Genomic DNA, 25,678 nt, shown 5'->3' with positions numbered 1-25,678 from the left:
ATTAAAGATTTGACCTCGGGTTGAAATTTGTGCCATGGAACGCTCCACGAAGATACTGTTCCAATTCATTTTGGTTATCACTTGCATACAAGCCGTCTTCACGAGTTATAACACCGTTTGAAATCATACTGAACAAAGACATGTTCAGGGTAATCATATCGTTAAATGAACCTTTTTTAACAAGTTCATAAATTTTATCCACTTCATCTTTTATGATGAAATCCTTGACCGTAGGAGTAACAACAAGAACTTCGCAAGCAGGTACACGACCTTTTGCATCTTTTTTAGGAAGAAGTTTTTGAGCAACAGTACCTTTTAAAGTTTCTGCGAGTTGTTTTCTGACGAAATCTCTATCTTGAGGGTCAAAGAAATTTACAATTCTGTTTACGGTTTGCACGGCATCATTTGTGTGCAGTGTCGCAAAAACCAAGTGACCTGTTTCAGAAGCTTTAAGAGCACTTTGCATAGTTTCTCTATCACGGATTTCACCGATTAAAATAACATCAGGATCCTGTCTTAGAGCATATTTAACTCCATCAGGAAAAGACGCCGTATCTATTTCAATTTGGCGTTGAGTAAAAATTGATTTTTTATCTGTATAAATATACTCAACAGGGTCTTCTATCGTTATAATATGTTTTTGATAATGTTCATTAATATAATCAAGTAAAGAAGCAATGGTTGTAGATTTTCCACTTCCTGTAGGACCTGTAATCAAGACAATACCATTGGTTAAATGAGAAAAATTTTCTATTGATTTTGGAAGATTAAGCTCATCAAAACTCAAAATTTCGTATGAAATAACCCTTATAACCATAGACATTCTGCCGAGTTCACGTGAAAGATTGACTCTAAAACGAGAAACGCCTTTTATCTCATAAGCAAAGTCTAAATCAAAAACTTCAAAAGCTTTATTTTTAATGCTTACCGGCAAAAGCGTATCAATAATAGCAAACATATCTGACTCTGACAAAGGTTCAAGATTTGTTTTGAAAATTTTGCTGTCTTTCCTTAATGCAGGTGGCTCATCAGTTCTCAAATGTATATCTGATGCACCTTTTTCGACAGCTTCTTTTAAAAATCTAATTATATCAAATTTTGCCATATTGACGCCTATTCTCGCACACTATTTCTTTAAACATTCTACATTATTTTTTTAAAAACAAAAAGCTTTTTTATATTTGTTTACTTTTTTACAAGTAGGTTGGAGCCTAAATAAACAAAAGTAAGTCAGAATTTAGCTTAAATAACAGCAAACGCAACTCGAATCGACAAATTTTCCACTCTTGCGATAGCATTGTAAAATATAGTTTACGATTTTGACTATTACATGTATTTGTTGTTTAATAGATAGATATATACGTATAAAAGTCGACTTGGGTAAAACAATTTAAGAATGTACATTAAAGAGCTAGAGGTAGATAACTTTAAATCCTTTGCGAGCGATGTTACTATTCCTTTTCTGAAAGGCTTCACGACCATATCAGGTCCGAATGGTTCAGGAAAAAGTAACATTATTGACAGTGTCTTGTTTGCATTGGGACTTTCTACTTCAAGAACCTTGAGAGCAGAAAAACTCTTTCACCTTATATCAACCCATACAAATAGAAACGAAGCTTATGTACGGGTTTCTTTCGGTGCAGAAAAAGACGACGAAGAAGAACTCAAAATCGCAAGACGAATTAGAAAATCTAATCAAGGTTTCAACAGTATCTATTACCTAAATGATAAAATCACAACACTAAGCGACATTCACTCAAAACTTGAAAAATATAACATTACACCCAACAGCTACAACGTAATGATGCAAGGTGACGTTACCAGTATTACAAACTGCTCTGCTAATGACAGAAGAAAAATTATTGACGAAATTGCAGGCGTCGCAGACTTCGACAGACGAATAGAGCAAGCCTCTAACGAGCTTGAAACAGTTGAACAAAGAGTCGAAAAGTCAACTATCATCCTTAATGAAATCACAACTAGGATTGAACAACTGGCTCAAGAAAGAGAAGTCGCTCTTAAATATCAAAAGCTTAAACAAGAAAAAAATGCCTTAGAAAGCCAAATTACAACAGTAAAATATTTCGATATTAAACGCTCTATTGAAAAAGTTCACGAAAGCATTTTAGACTGCAATAAAAAGAAAAAAGAAGAAGAATTCAGCCTAAAAGAACTCCAAAAGAAACTTGCTTCCGTTCAAACAAAATATGACGAAATAGCTGAACTTGTGAAAACAAACGGCGAAGCCGAACAAATAGAAACAAAAAAACAAGTTGAAGAATTAAAAGGGCAAATCGAAAGAAAAACTACTGCCTCAAATTATGCTGACAAAAACATTCATGACAACTTGAGAACTATTGAAAATGCCAAAAACGGTATTGAAAATTTAAAAAATAAAATCAATGCAACAAATTCCAAAATTGAAGCAAAAAAAGCTGAAATTAAAGATATTGAAAACAATATAAAATCCCAAGAAAACGAACTTAACAGAATACTTCAAGAAGCATCAGGTTTGACCCAAACCGCTGAACAACACATAGAAAAACGTAATTCTTTAAGAAAAACACTTGAAAAATTAAAAGATGATGAGCTTAATATCCAAAAAGAATCTATCCCTTTGGAAACAGAGCTTTCTAATGCAAAAAGAGAAATTGAAGATTCTAAAAACTTAATTAACGAATTCAATGATTTCAGTGCAAATTTTGCAGGCAATAAAGATAAACTGGAGCTTCAAGTCAAAGAACTTTCTCAAGAGCTTGAAGACTACAAAATCGTTCAACAAAATGTAATGTACGAGCTCGACAAAACCAAAAATGAAACCAACGACCTCGGTTACAATATTCAAATGGCATACCGTAAAATTTCTCAACTGGAAGCTCAAAAAAATGCTTACGAAGAAATCAACTTGGGACGTGCCATTGAAACTGTCCTAAACGCAAAACTAGACGGCGTCCACGCTCCACTTTTACAACTCGGAAAAGTTGATAAAGAATATTCAACAGCTCTTGAAATCGCTATGGGCGGAAGAATGAAAAATATTGTTGTAGACGATGAGCACGTTGCTAAAGTAGCTATCGACATTTTGAAATCAGCAAGAGCCGGTAGTGCGACTTTCTTGCCCTTAAACAAAATAAGAAAAGCACCTTCAAGCTTAAGGCTGCCAAAAGACAAGGGCGTTGTTGATTTTGCAATAAACCTCATTGATTTTGATGATGAATATTTAGACGCATTTTATCACGCTTTGGGAGAAACCTTAGTTGTAGAAGATTATGAATGTGCAAGAAAATTAATCGGACATTACCGAATGGTCACCCTCGACGGCTCTTTGTTCGAAAAATCAGGCTCTATAACAGGCGGCTCTCGAGCTCAAACAGGTTTGAAATTCAGCCAAAATCAAAACGATGAACTCGATACTTTCAAAAAACGTCTTAAAGATTTTGAGAAAAACTATGCTGAACTTGAAGCCAAAAAGAAAGAACTTGAAGTTAAACAAGAAAAAGTAAGAGTAGATTATTCTAATTCATTGAATACCTTAAACGGGGCTAAAATGGAACTTTCTAACCTTATTAAAAACTCTGAAGAAAATGACAAAAAAATCGTTGAAAGAGAAGCCTTAATTAAAAATCTTCAACCTAAAACCATAGAACTTGAGAAAAAACTTGATTCTTTTGAAAGCAAACTCATTGAAATTAATGAAAAAACACTCCAAACAGAAGAAGAAATCAAAGAAATCGAAAGCAAAATGAGTGAGGGTGAACTTGCCAAACTTAAAGAAATGACTGAATCTGTTGAAAATTCAATCAAAAAATATCAGTCTAAAGTCCTCTCTTGTCAAAATGATATCAACGATTTAAATCGTGAAATTGATTTTAGCAACGACGTTATAAAAACTAAAGAAGAACAAATCGAAAGTCTTCTAAAAGATAACAAAAAGCTTGAAGAAGACAAAGTTCAATACATACAAGATATAAAAGTGCTTGAAAGCAAAATTAAAGAACTAAATTCCAAAATTCAAGAACTTGGCGAAAAGCTTGTAAAACTTCAAACAGAACGTGATGCCGTACAAACAGAACTTCTGGAGCTTGAAAAACAAAAAAATGTTTATACAAGTGACCTTGAAAAAATGGCTGAGCAAATTGAAGCCTTCAAATCTCGCCGTAGAGAACTTGACCCTGCTTTAAACGAGATTGAAAAAGAACTCAAAGAAGCAGGAATTGAAACTTCAAGCCTAACTCCTGTTGATATTTCAACGGAAGAAATTACATCAAAAATCCAAAGACTTCAACGCAGAATGGAAGAAATGGAACCTGTAAACATGCGTGCTATAACAGCGTATGATGAAGTTATTGGACGCCAAGAAGAACTTAAAAACAAAATCGAAACTTTGGCTAAAGAAAGAACCGAAATCCTAGAGCGAATGACAGGTTATGAAGATTTAAAGAAAAAAACCTTCTTAGAAACATATGACGATATCAGCGTCAATTTCAAAGATATTTTTTCTCAGCTATCTGACGGTCACGGCTCATTAGTCTTAGAAAACCCTGACAACCCGTTTCTCGGCGGTTTGACAATTGAAGCAGCAACAAGAGATAAAAAAGCTCAAAGGCTTGAATCAATGTCTGGCGGCGAAAAATCACTTACTGCACTCGCTTTTGTTTTCTCAATCCAAAGACATTTACCTGCTCCATTTTATGCCTTTGATGAAGTAGACATGCACTTAGACGGTATAAATGTAGAAAAACTTGCAGAAATGATTAAAAAACAATCAAATGACGCCCAATTTATAGTCGTAAGTTTAAGAAAACCAATGATTGAATCAGCAAACAGAACCATCGGCGTAACCCAAAAAGAAAAAGGCAAAACCAAAGTTACAGGGGTAAAATTGAGAGATTGATATGATAGAAAAAAATAATGCTGAAAATTTTTATATAGAAGAAGCAACCAAATCTTTACCAAATGAATTTGGCGATAATGTCGAGATGATATCCGTAAACAGCCCCTCTGACCAATTAGATGGTATTGAGATTCTCGTTTCAATGGCTAAAACAGGTAAAATCGACCCGTGGAACATTGATATTGTTGATATAACAGATAAATATCTCATTCATCTTGCTGAAAGTAAATCTAACAATCTGAAACTTACGGGTAGAACTCTTTTGTTCGCAGCTATTTTATTAAAATTGAAATCAAATATTTTAGAAGGTATAGACCCGCTACAAATGGAAGATGACCAGTCAGAACTCGATTATAACGACGAATGGGGCGAAATAGAGGAAGAAGAAGCAACAATCAACAGAAATAATGTCGTTTCGCTTGATGAAGCTCTTCAAAGAAGAACCAGTGTAAGACTAAACAGAAACAGAGTCGTAACTTTAAAAGACTTAATAAGACAGCTCCAATTTTATGAAGAACTCGACCGCAAACAATCTTTGAAAAACACTCTTGAAAGAGCAAAACGAAGAGTTCGCTCTTACGCAAATTTGACATCAGATGACATTATAAACCTTGCCCACGATGAATATATTGAAAACAGCGTAAAAATATTAGAAGAAAATTTAGTCAAAATATTTGAAAAAGAAGAAAAAGTTGAATTAAATACGTTAACTTTACTTGGTATGGATAAAATTTCAGCCTATATCGCACTCCTCTTTTTAACTGTAAATACGGACTTTACGCTAGAGCAAGATGAATTTTATTCAGACCTGTATGTTGTTAAAGAACACAATGAAGAAATTATAGCGGAGACAGCTTAAAATGGAACTCAAATCAAAAATTGAAGCTGTTTTATTCGTGACAGCAAAACCAATGCAAATCAAAGAAATCTCTGAAATACTTGAACAAGATGAAATCGAGGTAGAAACAGCAATGCTTGATTTGATTATGGATTACGCTGCAAGAGAAGGTGCCCTCGAAATTGATGACGAAAACGGATACATTCTTCAAGTAAAACAAGAACACATGGATATAGTCGAAAAGCTTTGCCCTGTTGAAATGTCGCCTGCTGTTTTGAAAACGCTAACAATAATCGCAATAAAAGAACCAATTAGGCAATCTATTTTAAAAGATATGCGTGGAGCAACTGCTTATGAACATGTCCAAGAACTCTTGAAAAAAGGGCTCATATCAAGAAGCAGAGATAAAAACGGACGCTCTTTCAACATAAGAACTACGCAAAAGTTTGCCGAATATTTTAAACTCAAAGGCGACACAAAAGCTTTAGCCAAAATACTCGAAATTGACACTCAAGCAAAAAATGACTAGAATGTAGCAATATAAGTAGTGCGTAAAGGGTCTTAAATGGAAAAGAAAAGTGTTAATGTCGGGATTAATGTACAAAAAAACAAACCTTTAAAACCCAAAAAGAAAAGACGATTTTTGTTATATTTTCTCATTTTTATTTTAAGCATTTTACTTGTTATAAAAATTTTTCCATCGCAAACTTTGGACATTTTTGCAGACAGTGCCTACAAAAGTGGCGACTTTGAAACAGCTGCAAAAATATATAAAATGGTCTACAACCTTGACAACAAAGATAAAGAAGCTTTATATAGAGAAGTTTATAGTCTTTCCAAGTTGCCTTTGACGTACGAAAATCAAAAAGAGATTTATAGAATTTCTCAACTTGATAACAATACAGCAGGCGAAATGCTTGCAACAAACATTTTGAAATCTTACAAAGCTCATCTGTCATTAAAAATCGGCGTCAACTATATAGAAAATGTAGTTTATAACGGTGAGGTAATCAGATGGAATGTAAGCGATATGCCTCTAACTTATTATGTAGAACAGTCAAATGTTCCGCAATTTTATTATGAAGCAGTTGAAAAGTCCTTCGCTACGTGGGAAAAAGAAACCTTTGAGTTGGTATCTTTCAAAAAAACTGACGACCCAAACGCCGACATCAGAATATCATTTGTTGACAGCAACAGGGAAAATAACGGAGATTGCACGGAGGGAAACTGCGAGTATGCAGTAGGGCTAACATCGCCTAAAATAAGAAACAAAAGCCTTTTATACATGACAATAACTATTCTAAAAAAGACGAATTTGGGAACAGATTTCCCAGCAGATGACATGAACGTCATCGCTGTTCACGAAATAGGTCACGCCTTAGGGATATGGGGACACAGCAACTATAAAGGCTCTATAATGTACTATTCTGCGGACAAAGATTTCGCATACGGAGATAAAAAAGATATTTCTTATATCGACTTAAACACATTGAGGCTCCTTTACAAGCTTAATCCCGATATAACAAATTCTGCTATCACAAACTTGAACCGCAAAAATCTTATTTTCGCACCGATTTTGACAGAATCTTTGAACAATACAACTTCTGATGAGAAAATAAATGCAGCAAAAGAAAAATTAAAAAACAATCCAAACGATATCAACAATTGGATTGAACTCTCCTCAATATATGCTAAAAAAGAAGATTACGAAGCAAGTATAACCGTCTTAAACGATGCTATACCTTATGTTAGAGATAATGAAACACTTTCTGTTCTTTATTACAACATGACCGTTTCTGCAATAAATATGAAGAATTACCCCAAAGCCTTACAATTCGCACAAGCCGCTTATTCAACAAGTGGAAATATAGACTCAAGGATATTAATAGCAGAAATCCACTCACTGCAAAAAAATAACAATGAAGCGGAACAAGAATTTAAACAAATTTTAAATGAAGACCCCTCTAATATCGACGCCATAACGGCATATACAAGTGCCTGCATTAGAGAAAAGAATATTTTCAAAGCGAGAAAAATCTTGAAAGATTTTGTAAAAACAAATCCTAACGCAAAAAACGACCCTCAAATAGCAAGATTTAAAATCTTACTCTTATTTTAATTGTCTTTATAAGTACCAAACAAATCATATTCATTTGCAGAAGTTATTTTTACAGAAATAATATCGCCAGGGACAGGAAAATCTTCACTGGTTACAAAAACAAGTCCATCAACCTCCGGAGCATCTTTATAAGACCTTGCAACAATCATTCCTTCATCTGTAATCGATTCAACTATACAATTTATATTTTGCCCGATTAAATCCGCATTAATCTGCTTAGAAATTTTTTGTTGAAGTTTCATAATTTTGTTTTTTCTGCGTTTTTTGTCCTTTGCATATACCTGATTAGGGAGCGAATATGCGTATGTTCCTTTTTCACGGCAAAATTCAAAAACTCCTAATTTATCAAATTTAGTTTCTTCAACAAATTGATAAAGTTCTTCAAAATCTTCTTCCGTTTCACCGGGATAACCGACTATAAAAGTAGTTCTTAGGGCTAAATCAGAAATTATATTTCGCATATTTTGAATAAGTTCTTTATAATTTTGAACAGGTCTTTTCATTGATTTCAAAACGTTTTGAGAACAATGTTGCAAAGGCACATCAATATATTTAACTACTTTATCAAGCTTGGCAATAGTATGCAAAAGCTCATCATCAATCATTGTCGGATATGTGTACATAATCCTAATCCAGTTAAGATTTTGAATTTTATTCAATTCAACCAAAAGTTGAGCAAGGGAAGGTTTTCCATACAAGTCAATTCCATAACTTGTTGTATCTTGAGCAATCAAAACTATTTCGCTAACGCCTTTATCAGCAAGAATTTTAGCTTCATCAACAATACTTTCGATTTTTCTTGAATTATATTTTCCTCTCAATTTGGGAATAACACAATATCCACATTCGAAATTACACCCGTCGGCAATCTTTAAATAAGAGCTTGCACCAACGGTAATTTGTTGACGTGTAGAGTTTTCATCATATTTGTAACAAGGATTATCAGAAACTTCGTATATAGAGTCACTGGAGCCCTTATATACAGATTTTACAACCTCAGCTATTTTTTGATAGTCGGAGGTTCCAAGGAACGCAACTGCTTCCGGCAATGCTTTTTGAAGTTCTTTTTTATGCTTTTGAGGAAGACAACCGGTAACTATGACTTTCTTTCTTTCATTAATCATTTCAAGTATTGAAGACACAGATTCTTCTTCTGCATCATGAATAAAAGAGCAAGTATTTACAATAACGATATCTGCATCCTTATCGTCGAGAGTAATTTTGTACCCTGCGTCTGACAAAATACCAAGCATCAACTCAGAGTCTACTAAATTTTTGGCACATCCGTGATTAATCAAAGCAATTTTTTTCATTTCAAATCTTTTCTCTTGTAAACTATCATCTTCAACTTGCCCTCTTCAAACACAGCATCTTGATTATAGTCATTATATATCATTGAGCATAGTCCAAAAGCGTAGTTTTTACAAATATAATCATAGCCGTATTCCTCTGTTTTTCTATTTGAAACTACAAAAAATTCAGGTTTAATTTGTTTAAAGCGTTGGATAATTTTTTCCTCCCCAAAAACAGCGACTTCAACTGGAAGCGTAGTATATGCCTGATTATCCGAATCCATATTTAAGACATAATTCATAAATGGTGTCTCCGGTAAAATTATCATTTTTTTGCCTTTTTTGTCATTTTGTTCAAGATACTTCATCAACATGCTATTTGTGTAATAGCAAGGGTATGTAGTATATAATGTCCCTTTAGGAGTAATAATAGGGTTTTTTGCCATTCTTATGAAAGTAGCGTTAATTAGGCAAAGTGCCACTATACCAGCAAGCAATATCATTTTTATGTTTCGATTAAGAACAATTCTTTTTTCATCATTGTCACACAATACCAAAGTAGCAGAAACAACTGAAATCAATGTAAAAATGACTATCGCTGAGCCGTAAGTTGTCATATTTAAAAAATAAAAAGCCTTAAATGAAGTTAAAAAAGCAGTAATAACCAATGTAAAAAGCAATTTGTTTTTATATATTTTACTAAGAGAAGAAACTAAAATCATTGCATTTATAACAGATAAAAATGCAAAGCTCCAAAATGACATTTTGATAAAATACAAGAAATATACTATTTGAAAAATTATTATAAATAATATTTTGAAGAATCTGTGTTTATTATTGACTTTAAACAAACAAAAAGAGCTTACTTTGAATATAGCCAAAAATATTAATGCATACAAAACAGTTTGCAAAAAGATATTGAAATGAAAATACACCCCCAATGAAAAATAAAAATGTGACAACTCTTTAGTTGTAGCCATCTTTTGTACTAACAAAAAGTTATTATACCAATCAGAAAAAGTTACCCCCTGTATAAGCAACGCCCCATAGGAGATTAAAGGCATACTAATAAAAACCAAAGTAGCTTTGATTTTTTGACGCCAAGTTAAAGGGCAAATAAAACAAAAAACACATACCAAATACAATATGTACAAAACATAGTCGTATTTTGACAAAAGTGAAATACCTGCAAAAAATGAAGCCAGATATGCAAATTTAACATCTTTAGATTTTTGATATTTCAAAAGAGTCAATAAAGAAGCCAACAGAGCAGAAACCGCATACACGCTTGCATAAGCATAAGGGAAGTTAAAATTGAAAATATGATACGCAAAAATCGATGATTGCATTACAAACAACGTAATTAAAAAAGAATTACCTTTTGACAAAAACTCTCTTGATATTGCATAAACTAAATTAATTACCAGAAAAGAATTTATAAGCCCTATCAAATAAAAGCTTGAAAGAGAATCGCCTACAAGCTTGAGCCACAACGCATTAAGCTGATATGGAAAAGGACCGAAAATAGTATATATATTTTTGTATAAGAGCTGACCCTTTATCATTTGCCAAGGAATATAAACTTCTCTGCCAATATCGGTCATCAGAACACCTTGACGTAACCAGCAAAGCACTGCTAAGAGTATAAAAATGAATGTTAAAGAAATCAGATACCATTTCTCTTTTTTAAAATATTCCATCATTATTTATTTCCTTTTATAGATGTTAATTATGTAATCTCCATTTTTTAGTGTTTTTTGATATTTATAATTTTTATATACCATAATGCAGATTGTTGAAGCATAGTAACTGCACATGTAGTCTTTACCGTATTCAGAAGTTTCTCTGTTTGATAAAGCAAAAAAATCGGGTTTAATTTTTACAAATTTGTCTAATATTTGCTTTTCACCAAACATATCAATATCCGCAGGCATCAATGTATAATGAATATTGTCAGAATCTAAATTCATAACATAATTAACAAGAGGCGTTTCTGGCAACACTAATAATGTATCATTTGTTTTCGTATTTTGTTTTAAATAATTTATAAAATCATTGTGGATTGCGGCTGCCCCTTTAGTTGTATAAATAACTCCTTTAGGAGTATAGACGGGACTATTAAGATGAGTTAGCCACCATATTTGATACCCGAACATAAGGACAAGTGCACACGTAAGAATAATTTCTATTATTTGTTTTGCAAGCAAGAGATATATTTCTTTTTTATATTCAAGAATATTTGAAAGAAAAAAAGCAGCTATAGCTACAAGTAAAACCCCAATAGATATTACACCATAGGCTATCAGCTCCATTGAATAAAACGATTTAAGAGAAATTAAAAAAGCTGAAACCATTAAGGCAAACAAAGGCGGATTTTTGTATATTCTTTTAAAAAAGATAGTTAATAATAAAAGATTTAAAATCGATAAAAAAGCAAAAGAAAAATTAGCATATATCATAAAATATATAAATAAAAAAATCCAAGTTAAAATAATAATTATAATCTCAGACTTTTTATTTTTTTGTTTTTTAAATTTTAATGAATAATAAATCGAAAACCCGACAATTAATGAAAATATAACGCCGGTATTTAAGACTTGGAAAAATTTACTTAAACTGAAAAAAGCTCCCGAAACCATATAAAAGTGATGCATAGCAGAGCTCGTCGCCATTTTTTGAACAATTAAAAAGTTATTATACCAATCATAAAACGTAACCCCTTGCAATAATAAAGTTCCATAAGAAAGCGTCGGTACAGTCAAAAAAGCTAAAACCGATTTAATTTTTTGGGCAACAGAAATCGGCTTAAAACAACAAAAAATATAAACTAAAAAAATAGCAAATAAAATATATTCATATTTTGTTACGCACGCAGCCCCACAAAATAAAGAAGAAATATAAACATATTTTGCCTCATGCCCGTTTGATTTAAGATATTTAATCAATGCCAAAAAAGAAGCTAAAAAAAACATTAAAGAATAAGGCATAGCATAAGCATACGGCATATTAAAATTAAAGATATGAAAAGCAAAAACACCCGTAAACATAACAAAAAATGTGATTAATAAAGAAAGTTTTTTAGATAAAAATTCACGCCCGATTGCATACGTCAAATTGACTATCAAAAATGAATTAATAAGTCCAAAAATATAAAAAGAAGATAATTTATCCCCCAAAAGTTTCAAAGAAAAGGCACTTATTTGATAAGACAAAGGTGCAAAAATAATAAAAATATCTTTGTATAAAAGATGCCCCTTAATCATTTGCCACGGGATATATAGCTCACGCCCAATATCTATAGTCAAAAGAGCCATTCGTAACCAGAAAAAAGGTATCGCCAAAATAAAAATTAAGGAAATCGCAAATATACACCATTTTTCTCGTTTAAAATATTCTATCATTATTGTATTTTTCTTTTATATATATTGTACCCAACCATAGCTTCAAGATTATATTCATTTTTTATAAAAGAACATACACTAAAAGCATAACTTTGACAAATATCAGAATACCCATACTCACTTAGTTTTCTGGGCATAATAATAAAAAATTTCGGCTTTGATTTCTTGTATTCTTCGACAATAAATTTTTCACTCCAAACATCTATGTCAAATGGCAAAAGCAAAAATATTTGATTGTCAGAATCCATATCCATAACGAAATTAATAAAAGGCGTCTCAGGCAGAACAACAACTTTGTCTTGTTTTTTTGCATTATGACTCAGATAATCAATTATTTTAGAATAAAAAGTTTTTTGTTCAGGTAAAACATACATAACACCTTTAGGTGTAAACAAAGCTGATTGACGGCCTTTGACCTCATCAAGTTGAAGTCCGAATAAAACAAATATAGAAGAAATCATCAAAACTTTCACAGCAACATCCAATGCTTTTTGGAAGCCACTATCATTTGCGACTTGCTTTGAAAGAATTATTGAAATAAAACAAAGGAAAACAATCCCGACACTATACGCCCCATAGGTTGTTAAGTCAAAATAAAAAAAGACTTTCATTGAAGCTAATATGCAAGCTAAAGTCAAAACAAAAAGAGGTTTATTTTCAAATATTTTTTTTACCAAAAAGGCGAACAATAATAAATTTAATACCGGCAAATAAATAAACGCCCAATATTTTCCGCTCATTATAAATGCAAAAAGTGAAAATGACGCCATACAGACAAGAATTTTTTGAATGAATCTACTACTAAAAAGATTTTTCTTCCAATAAAGTAAAGCCAAACAAAGAAAATTCACAACAAAACCAAACGCCGAAATTATTATATCTTTTAGTTTAGACAGTTCAAACAAGGAGCCTGTAGTATAATAAAAATTTATCATAGACCTTGAAAGGCTCAAGACTTTTACACGTAATAATGTAGAATACCAATCAGAAAAAGTAACGCCTTGGCATATCAAACTTCCATATGATATTATCGGCATCAACAAAATAAACCCTACAACCTTAATTTTTTGAATATTTGTTATCGGTTTCATAAAACAATAAACATAAAAAAGTATCACCAAATATAGTAGATATTCATATTTGCAGACGAAAGAACTTCCGGCAAAAAAACTTGAAAGATATGCAAATTTAACCTCTCCACTTTTTATATATTTTATCAACATGAATAAAGACAAAAGAAAAAATGATGAAGAATAAACAATAGCATAAGCATAAGGCATATTAAAATTACAAACCTGACAAACAAAAACACTTGAAAAAGTAACTAATATCACAAGCAAAAAAGAATTAATCCTACTCAAAAACTCTCTTGAAATTGCATATAAAACATTTAAAAATAAAAATGAATTTAGAAGCCCTAAAATATAAAAAGTTGAAAGCTTATCTCCTAAAAGCTTTAAGCAACAAGCATTAATCTGATAAGACAAAGGTGCAAAAATTATAAAAATATTTTTATATAAAAGATTTCCTTTTGTCATTTCCCATGGAATATAAAGCTCCCGCCCTAAATCAATTCCTATATTGCCTTGACGAAGCCAAAAAAATGGTATTGCAAAAATAAAAATTAAGAAAATGGCAAAAATATACCATTTTTCTAGTTTAAAATATTCTATCATTCTCATATCTCTTTCTTATTAAAATTAAACAAAAAATGCTGTAAAAAGGCAATTATTTAGTGAAAAAATACTTTATAATAATAGGTTAGGTAAGAAAAAAGGTAGTTTATCATGTCAACAAATATTCCGAGCACTTATGATATGCTTTCGATTTACGGAGTGCTTCCTTATGATGTAAATCAATATTTAACAGATAAACCATCTGATTATCTGTCGCAAGCTAAAAGCGGAATTAATCCGAATTTAAAATCTGATGTATTTAATAAAAGCGGCAAAAAACCTCTTGACGCTAAAAAAGTTGGCTTTGCGGCTTTAGGTACTTATATTGCGGGAGCTATATTATCCAAAAGCAAAAATCCCGTTAAAGGTGCAAAAGCTATAGGAAATTTGGCTTTAAATATACTAAAATTTCCGATTAAACTTTTGAAAAAATAATCATTTATCAAACGACAATGTAAGTTGAGGAACTTGTGGCTCCAATGAGCGTGATTTGTTTCTTGAAGATAAATCTTTTGAAAAATCTTTTTGCATTTTGGTCATGAGATTTTGTGCCTTAGAAACAACAGCAGAAGGCAATCCTGCCATTTTAGCAACCTGAATTCCATAACTTTTACTGGCAGAACCGGGAACAACTTTTCTTAAAAATTCAATTTCGCCTTCTTGCTCAGAAATTGTAATTCTGTAATTTTTAATCTGTTCGATAGAATTTGGCATGACATTGAGCTCATGGTAATGAGTTGCAAAGATAGTGCGAGCTTTTATTTTTGTAGCAATATATTCTGCAACCGACCACGCAATAGCGACTCCGTCATAAGTGCTTGTTCCACGACCGATTTCATCTAAAAGAATCAAGCTTTTTTCTGTAGCTGAATTCAAGATATACGCAGTTTCACTCATCTCAACCATAAAAGTAGATTGCCCTAAAGACAAGTCATCAACTGCACCGACCCTTGTAAAGATTTTATCAACAATACCAATCCTTGCAAAAGCAGCAGGGACAAAACAGCCTATTTGAGCCAAAACAACGATTAAGGCATTTTGCCGCATATAGGTAGACTTACCGGCCATATTAGGACCTGTCAAAATCATAAATTGGGTGTCTGCACCTAGCGAATTAGCTGTCAATTGTAAATCATTCGCTACATATTTACCCATAGGAAGAATTTTTTCCACTACAGGGTGCCGACCTTCTTTTATATAGAGTTCATTATTATCAACAATTTCAGGTTTTACATAATTTGATTCAATCGCAACATTTGCAAAAGATAAAAGAACATCAATTCTTGATAAGGAATGGGCTACATCTTTAATTTTTTCGACATATTCTTTAGAATATTCTCTCATGTCAGAAAATATTTTATATTCAAGTTCAGTTATTTTGTATTGGGCAGATAAAACGTCAGCTTCATGATTTTTGAGTTCGTCGGTGATAAATCTTTCAGCGTTTGTCAATGTTTGACGGCGGATATAATTTTGCGGAACCAATGAAAGATTAGAATTTGTAATTTCTATAAAATATCCAAAAGTTTTGCTATAGCCGACTCTAAGGTTTTTAATCCCTGATTGTTCTTTTTCGATAGCTTCAAATTCTTTTAACCATTTTTCTCCACCTGTTAAAAGCGATTTGTAATAGTCAAGGTCAGTATTTACACCTTCTTTGATAATTCCGCCTTCTTTTAGAGCAAGGGGGGCATTTTCAGATATAGTCCTCTCAATTATAGAGGCAAATTCCAACAATTCATCTTTTGAGCTTGTTATATTATCTAAATATTCAGAAGAAAATTTAGATAAAATATCTTCAAAATCAGGAAGCAAATTCAAAGTATCTTTAATTGCCAAAAAATCTCTGGGATTAGCATTATTGTTGCTTAACCTGACCGCTAAACGTTCAATATCATATACTTTTGTCAAGAGATTTGAAAGCTCTAGACGAGCTTGCGAAAAATTCACGAGTTCTTCAACAGCATTTTGTCTATTTATAATTTCGGCAATATTTTTCACAGGTTGAGTAAGCCATTTTTTGAGCAATCTGGAGCCCATATTTGTCTTAACTTTATCAATAGCCCATAACAAACTTCCGAATTTGGACTTATCTCTGGTTGTTTCTAAAAGCTCAAGATTTCTGCGGGTATTGGCGTCAATTGAAACAAAATCAGACAAACTATAAGAAGTAATAATATCAAATTTAGGCAAATTACCTTTTTGCGTATCGACGAGATACTCAATAACAGCACCTGCTGCCTGAAACCCGAGTTTATATTCTTTAAACCCAAATGCGTCAAGCGTTACAGTGTTGAAAACCTGTTTAATATTACTTTCTGCTTTTAACTCATCAAAGGCACTATAGCTTACTTTTGAACAATTATAAGGAAGAGTTATTTCCTCAGGCAAATCAATTTTTTCATCAGGAACAATTTGAAAAGGAAGCACTTTTTGTTTTTTTACAGGAGCCAAAATTTCAGAAGGATTTATTCTTGCAAGCTCAGCCAAAATATCAGGTAAAACGCCTTGCGTAACTTTAAATTCACCAGTAGAAATATCCGTATAAGCCAAACCGAAAATATCGCCATCACAAATCAAAGCAGCTAAATAATTATTAGCATTTGCCTTGAGCAAATTATCTTCAACGAGAGTGCCTGCGGTTATCGTTCTGGTAATTCCACGTTTAACGAGTCCTTTTGCGGCGGCAGGGTCTTCTAACTGTTCGCAAATACTTATTTTGTGCCCTTTATCAAGTAATTTTGGTATGTAGTTATCAATTGCTTTAGCTGGCACACCCGCCATTGGTATCTTGCCTAAAGCACCACCATCTCTAGCGGTTAGAGTTATTTCCAAATCTTGAGAAATCGTTATTGCATCTTCAAAAAAAGCCTCGTAAAAATCGCCCATGCGGTACATCAAAATCACACCCGGATTTTGTTTTTTAATCTCCAAAAACTGACGCAACATCGGAGTTGCTTCATTTATATCGACATCTATACTGTTTATATTATTGATTTCTTTATTTGACATAGCTATACTTATTTTAGTTTAATTAAAGCAAAATAACAATTTTTTAATAAAAAATATAAAGGAAATCTTCATGAAAGGCTGTTTAAGCATATTTGTAAAAATTTTAGTGGTAATCCTTGCCTACATTGGCTTCCAATCTTTGGGCGGAGTCGACTTTGTAAAAGATAAATTTGTTGAATACACAACGCCTTCACAAGAAACGCTTATTGAAAAAGCAAAAAGCATAGCCGACCTATCACATCTTAATGATGAATATATGATTGACAGAACTGCAAATGTCCTCGGATATGATGTTGTGCTTGCTGAACATAAAAATTCCGGACAAAAAATTGCATTGATTGAGCCTAAAGACGAAGACCTTTTAACTCAAAAAGACTTTAAATCCGGTGATGTAAACAAGAAACTTCACGAATTGATTAACAAATTTCAATATCAACTCGTAAGACTTGAAAATTTTGAAGTAACCAAAAAAGGAACCTACATTGCGATGGGGCAAAAAGTTCCCTATGTTAGATTTGAAGCAGATACGGTAAATATGCCGATTGGACACATCTCAGGAACAATAGGGGTTGCCAAAAATAAATCCGGAAAAAATATTATTTTAACCTCCGTCAATAATGATGACAAGTATTCCCAAATAATCACAGAAGAATTTTTTAGAAAAGTTAAATAATTGTGCCTAAAAAAGAATACGAAAAACTTATAAAAAAATGTTTATCTTTAGCTAAACAAGCAGAAGGGAAAACAAGCCCCAACCCTTTAGTGGGAGCTGTTATTTTTGATGACGATTTCAAAATAATTTCAACAGGTTACCACCACAAATGCGGCGAAGCACACGCAGAAGTGAACGCCATAAGAAATGCCGATTGCGACCTGAAGTGTAAATCTATTGCTGTAAACTTAGAGCCATGTTCTCATCACGGAAAGACACCTCCTTGTGCCGACATGCTTATTGAAAAAGGGTTTAAAAGAGTAATCATAGGGACTCAAGACCCAAACCCCATTGTTGCAGGACGAGGCATTAGAAAGCTTGAAAAAGCAGGTATTGAAGTCATAAGCGGAATTCTTCAAGAAGATTGTAAAAATCTTAATGAAATTTTTTTCAAAAATCAAATAGAAAATAAACCCTTTATAACTCTAAAAACAGCAACAACGCTTGACGGAAAAATCGCCTGCAAAAACGGTGACTCAAAGTGGATTACAGGTGAAAAAGCAAGACACAAAGTTCAACAAATAAGAAACGCCAATGATGCTATTATGACAGGCTCAGGAACAGTTATTGCCGACAATCCCAATTTAACATGCCGAATAAAAAACGGCAAAAATCCCATCAGAATAATTGTTGATTCAAAATTGAAAACGAACCCCGACTATAATGTTTACAAAAATGACAGAACAAAAGTTTATATCTTAACAACCCAAGATGCCATTGAGAAAACCAAAAAAACATATAGCCAAAATGTAGAATTAATGCCATGTCCATCGAAAAACACACACATTGACCTTGAAAAAGCGATAAGCATGCTCTGGAACAAAGGTATAAAGAGCATAATGATAGAATCTGGTGCAAATCTTACGTCTGCTATAATTCAAGAAAATCTCGCAGACAAAATTGTTCAATTTATAGCACCTCAAATTATCGGTGATGACCAAGCCATCAGCTTTGTTCAAGGGTTTGATATAAACAAATTAGCAGAAGCAAAACACCTACAAATAAAAAATATAAAAAAATATCCCCCCGACATCATGCTCGAAATGTATATTAAAAATATTTAATAATACGCCAAGTATAGTATTATAATTTTAGTAATTTAACCTATAATAATGATATGAGTCAAAATCTATCTGAAAAAATCCATAATTTGCAAAAGAACTTTCTTGAACTGAATAACCTATTTGAATTAAACGTTATATCTAATCAAGCATGCTCTTTGGATGACTTGATAAATCGAATCAGCTCCTTCATTTCTTCAACATTGAACATCAATGGAATATACTTTTTTGTAAAAAATAATGAAATGTTCCACTCAAAAAGTTGCAATGACGTGATTTGCAGAACCTTTGATTTCGACCTTGAAGGTGCATCTTTTATAAAACTTGCCTCTGAAAAATTATTAGAAGTTACCGACGAAAATGGAGAATTGAAATACAAAGCTTTCTGGGACGCAAACGGGCTCCAAGACTTGAACAGCAAATTTTTCAAAGTTTTCAGACGTGACGGCGAAATATTCTGTATCTGTTCAATAGGTCAAAAACAAGATAAATCTCCATTTTCAGAAAGTGACTTGTTTTCTTTAAACAAAATATTCCATTGTATCGAACCGATTTTGATAAAATTTTCAAAACAGCAAGAACAGGAAAACCAAATCAAAGAATTGCACAAATCATTACACAATTTGTCAATCTTATACAATATTTCTCAAGCAGTTAATTTTATTGACGATTTAAAAGGGCTAATTCAAGTCATACTTGGTAAAGCACTCGAAACTATTGATGCTGAAAAAGGCTCTTTAATGCTATACGACTACACTGACAACACTTTGCAAGTAAAAGTCGTCTATGGTTTGAATGACCCTAAACATGAATTTGATATAAATAACGGCGTAATCGAATGCACAAAACTTAAAGCTAATGAAGGCATCGCCGGCAAAGTTTTTGCGGAAAAACGCTCTATTATAACAAACCTCGGGCAAAACGACCCCCGTTTTTCAAAAGCCAATATATCAGCTAATGTGTCTTCTTTAATTTGCGTACCTTTGGTCGCAAAAGGAGAAGCAATAGGCGTTATCAACATTACAAACAAAAAAAATAACAGGCTTTTTAACAAACAAGACCTTGAATTTATTGAAGCACTTGCAAACCAAGCTGCAATTGCGATTGACAATGCAAAATTGTACGAACTTGCAACAAAAGACGGTTTAACAAAATTATATATTTATCGTCATTTCTACTCTTTGTTAGAAACAGAGCTAAAACGTGCAAAACGTTACAGACACGTGCTTTCTTTGCTTATGATGGATATTGACAACTTCAAAAGCATTAATGATACCTATGGACACCTTATAGGCGACAGGGTTTTAAAAGAAATAGCAGCAACAATAAAAAATACCGTCCGCAACATCGATGTTCCTGCAAGATACGGTGGCGAAGAATTTACGGTTATTCTTCCTGAAACAACATCAAAAGATGCCAGAATTATTGCTGAAAGACTAAGACAAAATATTGCAAAAATTGCAATTCCATTAGATGAAGCAACCACAATAAAACCAACAATAAGTATTGGTATAGCAGAGTTCCCGACTAATGCAGAAAACGAAAAAGAATTAATCGACTTGGCAGACAAAGCACTCTACAAAGCTAAAAACGACGGCAAAAATTGCGTCTATGAGCATTGTGCAGAAGGCTTCTTCCGTTGCGAGAAGATTGATGAACCTGTTTAAAAAGAAAAACGAATTAATTAAGCACCATATTTAGGAGCGTTATTATTTTTCTTTTCGGCTTTTTCTAAAGCATCAAGTTGTGCATCTGCAACTTTCATAAAAGTGTCGCATTTTAATGCTTCTAAAGAAGAACGTTGGTCAGATAAGTAAGCACCTCTTAAGCTGGTATTTCCAATGTTGTTAAGAGCAGAATCTTGAATAGCCATTCCACGGAATGCCATATTATTTTGCATTGAAATTGCATTTAAACTTGCTAAAAAATTAACTAACATTATCTTTCCTTTTTTCCGCTCACAGTATAACACAAACATACTTATATTGCTAGTGTTGCAGTTATTTAAAGCTACATCTCTTTACAATATTTTGCATTTTTAAAAGAGCGGTATAAGTAGGCAAAATCAAAAGCGTTTCGTCTTGCTCTGTTATAGCAGCGGCAGCCGATATAGCATTTTTCAAATCTTTTTCAACATGGATTTGAGACTCGTTAACACCTGCATATTTCAAGCGAACAGCCATATCAAAAGCTCTGACACCTGAAACGATAATATCTTGAGTATAATTTTTCAAAAGCTCAAAATCAGCATCCCAAATCCACGATACATCACGCCCGTCAGCGTAATTATCGTTCAAAACAATGAGTAATTTTGATTTTTTAGTATCGGCAATTAACCTTAATACTTCAGTCGCACCCACCGGATTTTTTATCAATTGAACAAGTGCACTTTTGCCTTTGATAGTAAGTCTTTCTGCCCTACCAAAAACAGATTTGTACGTATCAAAGCCCAATTGAATTTCTCTTGGAGAAACATCTAATTCAAGAGCCATAGCAATTGCAGCTAAAGCGTTGTAAACATTATACAAACCCGGTAAAGGTATTTTAAAAGCTTCTTCTTTTCCGTTAAGCTCAATATTTATAATAGAATGGCTCGGATATATATGCCCAACAGCCTTATATTTCAAATCAGGACGCCCATAAGAGCACTTGCAGTTATAATCACCGATATGAGCATAATACCTTTTTTTATAGGTTAAAGCTTCCCCGCACACAGGGCAGGAAACAGTTTCAATAGGAGCTTTGGCATCTTGGGTTTCAAATTCGAATTTAATATCTTCAAATCCATAATAAATTCTTTCATTATTATTTCCGAGATTTGAAACCATCGGATCATCAGCATTTAAAACCAATTTCAATTTTTTATTTTTATCAATAGCTTCTTGAATTTTTTTAAAAGTAGTATCAAGTTCTCCATACCTGTCTAACTGGTCACGGAAAAGATTTGTCACCAAAAGATAAGTTGCAGTTATATAGTCATAAACTTTTGTCAGATATGCTTCGTCTGATTCTAAAATAAAGAAATCAGATTTTCTGTTGAAGCCGACCCCATCTAAAAGTGCACTCGTAATGCCTGTAAGCATATTTGCACCTTTTTCGTTGTGAAGGACTTTTCTTCCTGAAATATTAATAATATGAGCCAAAAGTCCGGCAGTCGTAGTTTTTCCGTTAGTCCCCGTGATATTTACAATACCTTCTTTTGCATATTTTTGAGCCATTTGTAAAAAATCAGGACAAATTTTTAAACCGACCATTCCGGGAAAAGAGGTCCCCGAGGATTTGCTTATAGCTTTTAAAACTAAAGATAAAGTATTTGCGGCAACAATAGCCGAATAAAACTTAAATTTGCTCATAAAATAATATACCAAGCCTATTCATAATTGTGTAGATATACTTTATAATAGTATAAAATTTAATTTTATCAAAAAGGTAATATATGTTAGTTGTTTTAATAATGCTATTAATAATACTTGAAATCATTACAGGAATTTTTGTCATGACTTTTTTAATTCGCACAGACAAAATGATTTGTGAAGTCAATTTGACAGTTTTGAGATACAAAAAAGGGATAATAAACCTAATTTCTGACTACAGAATGAATATAAAAATGTTAAATCATAAAATAAAAATATTTAAACGAGAAATTGAGCTAAAAAAGATTTTCGACATTCTTCAAACTATAGCAAGCCTTTCGTTCATTTTTAAGCTGAAAAAGACAAAAGTTTTGTAAACAATCATAAACATTTTAGCAAACTTAACAATCTTTATTTCATGCTTAAAATATAATTATATTGTGGTACTATACATGATTTAAAGGCAAAAAAGTGAAAACTGCGATATACCCCGGTAGCTTTGACCCTATAACCAAAGGACATTTAGACGTTTTAAAGCGAGCCGCCAGTATATTTGACAAGGTCATTATAGCCGTATTAGTGAACAGTTCAAAGAAATCCTTCCTCCCCATAGAAGATAGATTGAAGCTAATTAAAGAGTCATGTGTTGATTTGCAAAATGTTGAAGTAGACAGTTTTGACGGATTAACAATCGACTACGCAAGGCAAAAAAACGCAAATGTCCTCATTAGAGGATTAAGAGCAGTTTCCGATTTCGAATACGAAATGCAACTCTCTCAAACAAATAGTGCACTTGCCTCAGACATAAATACCGTATTTTTGATTACAAAACCTAAATACAACTTCATCTCATCCAGTACCGTGAAGGAAATTGCGACAATGAAAGGTGATATAACTAAATTTGTACCAAAACCTGTCGCCGAATACTTGAAAGAAAAAATATAAAGGAAAGGTATTATAACTATGACACAGCTTCGCATTAAAGAGCTTTTAGGAAAAGCCAACTTCTTATTAGACAAAGGATTGCACATCATGCCGGGTTTCGTTATCCTTAGAAATGCAGAAATGGAAGCAACTTTGGATAGAATTGACGCTTCAATTCCTGAAGATATTAAAGAAGCGGAAATTATATTAAGACGTCGTGATGAAATTCAACTTGAAGCTCAAAACAGGGCAGAAAGAATCATCTCAGACGCACAAAATGAAGCTGCTCGTATTTTGAGTGAGTCAGAATTGCTGAGAGCAGTTCAACAAGAAGCATCCAAAATTAGAGAACAAGTCATAAATGACTGCGAAGATATCAAAAATCAAGCTAATCGTGAAGCTGAAAATACAAAAGTTTTGGCTCTTCAAGATGCAGCTAAAATTAAAGAAGGTGCTGAAAATTACGCCGAACAAATTTTGAACAATCTTGATACAGACTTGAACCAATTACAACAAATTGTAAGAAATGGACAAGTTTATCTTGAAAAACAAAAAGCTGAAAGCTACCAAAATATTCCAAACTATCAACAATCTCAAATGCAAATGCAACAACAAAATAATATGCAACAAGAAGTTGAAGAATACGATACTGTAGAATAGAAGCAAAAAACAAATAAAGCATTTAAAAAGCTCCTATAAAGGAGCTTTTTTGCAACAATAAAATAGTTTATACCGATTTAATGATTTCCAATAAAAGTTTTTGGAAATTTTCTTTTACTCTGTCAGCTGTTTCTATTACTTCTTGATGGTTTAGAGGGGAGTCAGTGACTCCTGAAGCATAGTTTGTCAAACAACTCACGCCAAGTACGTCAACGCCACAATAATTTGCCACAATCGCCTCTGGTGCTGTAGACATTCCAACCGCATCAGCACCCAAAAGCTTCAACATCTTAACTTCTGTCGGCGTTTCATAGCTCGGCCCAGTAACTGCAGCATAAACACCTTCTTTTACGGATATACCTAAAGCTTTTGCTTTTGCTTTGACTATGTTTCTCAAATCTTCCTTGTAAACATTACTCATATCAGGGAAACGTGTTCCTAAAGTATCATCGTTATTACCGATAAGAGGATTTGTCCCCATGAAATTAATATGGTCTTTGATAATCATTAAATCACCAGGGAAATATGCCTTATGCAAAGCCCCTGCCGCATTTGTAACGACAAGCGTTTTCACTCCCAATTTTTTCATAACCTTTACAGGATACGTGACCGTCTGCATATCATGACCTTCGTAGAAATGATAACGACCTTGCATCATAACAACTTTTTTACCTTCAATCGTTGCAAAAACAAGCTGTCCTTTGTGTCCTGCCACATGGGAAGGCTTAAAGCCCGGAATGTCGTTATAGCTGATTTTTGTTGCTTCATATTTATCAGCAAATTCGCCTAAACCCGAACCCAAAATAATACCTATTTCAGGCACAAAACCATTGATTTTATCTTTTATAAAAGATACAGAATTTTCAAGCATTAAAACGCCTTTCTATTTAACAAAGAAGTGAAAACCTACCGCCATTAAAGTACCTACAATCCAGCAGTAGTAAGCAAATATCTTCATAGAATGTTTATTTAAAAACTTCATGAAATATTTTATACAGAAATAACCAACAATAAGTGAAACAAAGAATCCTATAACAATTGAGCCCCAATTAAAATTAATAAAGCTATTAGGCTCAATTTCTAAAATAGGATAAAAAATTGAAGTCCCGATGATAATAAGAATGCTTAAAAGAAAAGAATAGCGGGCACTTGTGACTCTATCGACACCGCATAAAAGCCCTGTGCTGATTGTCATACCTGAACGAGATAACCCCGGGAATGCAGCAAGCCCTTGAGCTATACCAATTGCTATGGCTCTTTTAAAATTCATTTTATCTATTAAATTAATTTTTGTTGAAATAATCTCACTAAAAAACAAAACGCATCCTGTTAAAATCAAAAAACACCCCACGATTGCAGGTGATGAAATCAATTTTTCCGAAACATCTTTCAATGGATAAGCAACGAGTATCGTGAAGATAGTTCCAACCACTAAATAAATAGGGAGCATTGCCTCAGGAGCAGAAAAATTCTTTGTTTTAACCGCATTGACAAATTCTTTTATTATCTTTATCAAATCTTTCCAAAAGAAAATAAAAATCGCAAACAAAGTACCTAAATGCAAAACGATATCAAAAAATACTTCTTCGCCATTAGCAGTAATAAATTCATGACCACATAAAAGCTTGTAGACACTAGATACTAAAACCAAATGACCTGAACTTGAGACAGGTAAAAATTCTGTTAGACCTTGAATAAAGCCCATCAAAATGGCTTGCAATGTAGACATATTCCTC

The 25,678-nt window shown here is 32.9% G+C and carries 21 protein-coding genes; 11 read left to right on the top strand and 10 right to left on the bottom strand.

What is annotated here, in order from left to right; genetic code table 11:
* Position 1: 1 nt before the first annotated feature.
* Positions 2–1,105 carry a PilT/PilU family type 4a pilus ATPase gene (locus PHV37_04175; GenBank protein MDD3237274.1) on the bottom strand — a complete coding sequence of 368 codons (1,104 nt, stop codon included), beginning with the start codon at positions 1,103–1,105 and terminating at the stop codon, positions 2–4.
* Positions 1,106–1,396: 291 nt separating this feature from the next.
* Here PHV37_04175 and smc point away from each other — a divergent pair, with 291 nt between their 5' ends.
* From smc to PHV37_04155, 4 genes are read left to right on the top strand one after another with little or no spacing between them, the layout of a single operon-like run.
* The gene (gene smc / locus PHV37_04170; protein ID MDD3237273.1) at positions 1,397–4,894 is read left to right on the top strand and encodes a chromosome segregation protein SMC; all 3,498 of its coding nucleotides are present in this window, start codon (positions 1,397–1,399) and stop codon (positions 4,892–4,894) included.
* Between the two features lies 1 nt (position 4,895).
* Positions 4,896–5,753 carry a segregation/condensation protein A gene (locus PHV37_04165; protein ID MDD3237272.1) on the top strand — a complete coding sequence of 286 codons (858 nt, stop codon included), beginning with the start codon at positions 4,896–4,898 and terminating at the stop codon, positions 5,751–5,753.
* 1 nt (position 5,754) lies between these two features.
* Complete coding sequence (gene scpB / locus PHV37_04160; protein MDD3237271.1) at positions 5,755–6,261, top strand: SMC-Scp complex subunit ScpB; 507 nt, start codon at positions 5,755–5,757, stop codon at positions 6,259–6,261.
* Between the two features lie 36 nt (positions 6,262–6,297).
* Positions 6,298–7,851 carry a matrixin family metalloprotease gene (locus tag PHV37_04155; protein MDD3237270.1) on the top strand — a complete coding sequence of 518 codons (1,554 nt, stop codon included), beginning with the start codon at positions 6,298–6,300 and terminating at the stop codon, positions 7,849–7,851.
* Here PHV37_04155 and rimO read toward each other — a convergent pair.
* From rimO to PHV37_04135, 4 genes are all read right to left on the bottom strand, one after another.
* The gene (gene rimO / locus PHV37_04150; GenBank protein ID MDD3237269.1) at positions 7,848–9,164 is read right to left on the bottom strand and encodes a 30S ribosomal protein S12 methylthiotransferase RimO; all 1,317 of its coding nucleotides are present in this window, start codon (positions 9,162–9,164) and stop codon (positions 7,848–7,850) included. The two genes, PHV37_04155 and rimO, sit on opposite strands and share 4 nt — an antisense overlap.
* Entirely contained in the window at positions 9,161–10,747 is a 1,587-nt protein-coding gene (locus PHV37_04145) for a glycosyltransferase family 39 protein (protein MDD3237268.1), read from the bottom strand. Before PHV37_04145 ends, rimO begins: the two co-directional genes overlap by 4 nt.
* Positions 10,748–10,849: 102 nt before the next feature.
* Positions 10,850–12,544 carry a glycosyltransferase family 39 protein gene (locus PHV37_04140; GenBank protein ID MDD3237267.1) on the bottom strand — a complete coding sequence of 565 codons (1,695 nt, stop codon included), beginning with the start codon at positions 12,542–12,544 and terminating at the stop codon, positions 10,850–10,852.
* Positions 12,544–14,220 (bottom strand): glycosyltransferase family 39 protein, encoded by a 1,677-nt coding sequence (locus tag PHV37_04135; GenBank protein MDD3237266.1) that lies wholly within the window; start codon positions 14,218–14,220, stop codon positions 12,544–12,546. Before PHV37_04135 ends, PHV37_04140 begins: the two co-directional genes overlap by 1 nt.
* Before the next feature lie 111 nt (positions 14,221–14,331).
* On the opposite strand from PHV37_04135, the gene PHV37_04130 reads away from it, so the two are divergent.
* The gene (locus PHV37_04130; protein ID MDD3237265.1) at positions 14,332–14,655 is read left to right on the top strand and encodes a hypothetical protein; all 324 of its coding nucleotides are present in this window, start codon (positions 14,332–14,334) and stop codon (positions 14,653–14,655) included.
* Here the strand turns inward: PHV37_04130 and mutS are convergent, their stop codons facing one another.
* A complete protein-coding gene (gene mutS, locus PHV37_04125; protein ID MDD3237264.1) occupies positions 14,656–17,232 on the bottom strand; it encodes a DNA mismatch repair protein MutS in 2,577 nt (858 codons plus the stop codon).
* Between the two features lie 70 nt (positions 17,233–17,302).
* Between mutS and PHV37_04120 the strand changes: the two genes are divergently transcribed.
* The 3 genes from PHV37_04120 to PHV37_04110 are packed head-to-tail and all read left to right on the top strand — an operon-like array spanning position 17,303 to position 20,672.
* The gene (locus PHV37_04120) at positions 17,303–17,905 is read left to right on the top strand and encodes a hypothetical protein (GenBank protein MDD3237263.1); all 603 of its coding nucleotides are present in this window, start codon (positions 17,303–17,305) and stop codon (positions 17,903–17,905) included.
* A 2-nt stretch (positions 17,906–17,907) separates the two neighbouring features.
* On the top strand, positions 17,908–19,008 hold the full coding sequence (gene ribD, locus PHV37_04115) for a bifunctional diaminohydroxyphosphoribosylaminopyrimidine deaminase/5-amino-6-(5-phosphoribosylamino)uracil reductase RibD (GenBank protein MDD3237262.1): 1,101 nt from the start codon (positions 17,908–17,910) through the stop codon (positions 19,006–19,008).
* Positions 19,009–19,061: 53 nt separating this feature from the next.
* The gene (locus PHV37_04110; GenBank protein ID MDD3237261.1) at positions 19,062–20,672 is read left to right on the top strand and encodes a sensor domain-containing diguanylate cyclase; all 1,611 of its coding nucleotides are present in this window, start codon (positions 19,062–19,064) and stop codon (positions 20,670–20,672) included.
* A gap of 17 nt (positions 20,673–20,689) precedes the next feature.
* Here the strand turns inward: PHV37_04110 and PHV37_04105 are convergent, their stop codons facing one another.
* The gene (locus PHV37_04105) at positions 20,690–20,944 is read right to left on the bottom strand and encodes a hypothetical protein (protein MDD3237260.1); all 255 of its coding nucleotides are present in this window, start codon (positions 20,942–20,944) and stop codon (positions 20,690–20,692) included.
* A gap of 61 nt (positions 20,945–21,005) precedes the next feature.
* On the bottom strand, positions 21,006–22,358 hold the full coding sequence (locus PHV37_04100; protein ID MDD3237259.1) for a Mur ligase family protein: 1,353 nt from the start codon (positions 22,356–22,358) through the stop codon (positions 21,006–21,008).
* A gap of 83 nt (positions 22,359–22,441) precedes the next feature.
* On the opposite strand from PHV37_04100, the gene PHV37_04095 reads away from it, so the two are divergent.
* The 3 genes from PHV37_04095 (at position 22,442) to PHV37_04085 (ending at position 23,942) form a co-directional block, all read left to right on the top strand.
* Complete coding sequence (locus PHV37_04095; protein MDD3237258.1) at positions 22,442–22,735, top strand: hypothetical protein; 294 nt, start codon at positions 22,442–22,444, stop codon at positions 22,733–22,735.
* Positions 22,736–22,829: 94 nt separating this feature from the next.
* Complete coding sequence (gene coaD / locus PHV37_04090) at positions 22,830–23,303, top strand: pantetheine-phosphate adenylyltransferase (protein ID MDD3237257.1); 474 nt, start codon at positions 22,830–22,832, stop codon at positions 23,301–23,303.
* 18 nt (positions 23,304–23,321) lie between these two features.
* The gene (locus tag PHV37_04085) at positions 23,322–23,942 is read left to right on the top strand and encodes a hypothetical protein (GenBank protein ID MDD3237256.1); all 621 of its coding nucleotides are present in this window, start codon (positions 23,322–23,324) and stop codon (positions 23,940–23,942) included.
* A 67-nt stretch (positions 23,943–24,009) separates the two neighbouring features.
* Here PHV37_04085 and PHV37_04080 read toward each other — a convergent pair whose 3' ends face one another.
* Together PHV37_04080 and PHV37_04075 are read right to left on the bottom strand one after the other, a co-directional pair.
* Positions 24,010–24,813 carry a purine-nucleoside phosphorylase gene (locus PHV37_04080; protein ID MDD3237255.1) on the bottom strand — a complete coding sequence of 268 codons (804 nt, stop codon included), beginning with the start codon at positions 24,811–24,813 and terminating at the stop codon, positions 24,010–24,012.
* A gap of 12 nt (positions 24,814–24,825) precedes the next feature.
* Positions 24,826–25,671: an undecaprenyl-diphosphate phosphatase gene (locus PHV37_04075; GenBank protein ID MDD3237254.1), complete on the bottom strand. Its 846-nt coding sequence runs from the start codon at positions 25,669–25,671 to the stop codon at positions 24,826–24,828.
* Between the last annotated feature and the right edge of the window lie 7 nt (positions 25,672–25,678).

Source organism: Candidatus Gastranaerophilales bacterium, from assembly GCA_028693235.1.
Lineage (GTDB): Bacteria > Cyanobacteriota > Vampirovibrionia > Gastranaerophilales > Gastranaerophilaceae > JAQUVW01.
Note: the sequence above shows the minus strand (reverse complement) of the source record. Positions and strands in the feature narration are given on the sequence as shown.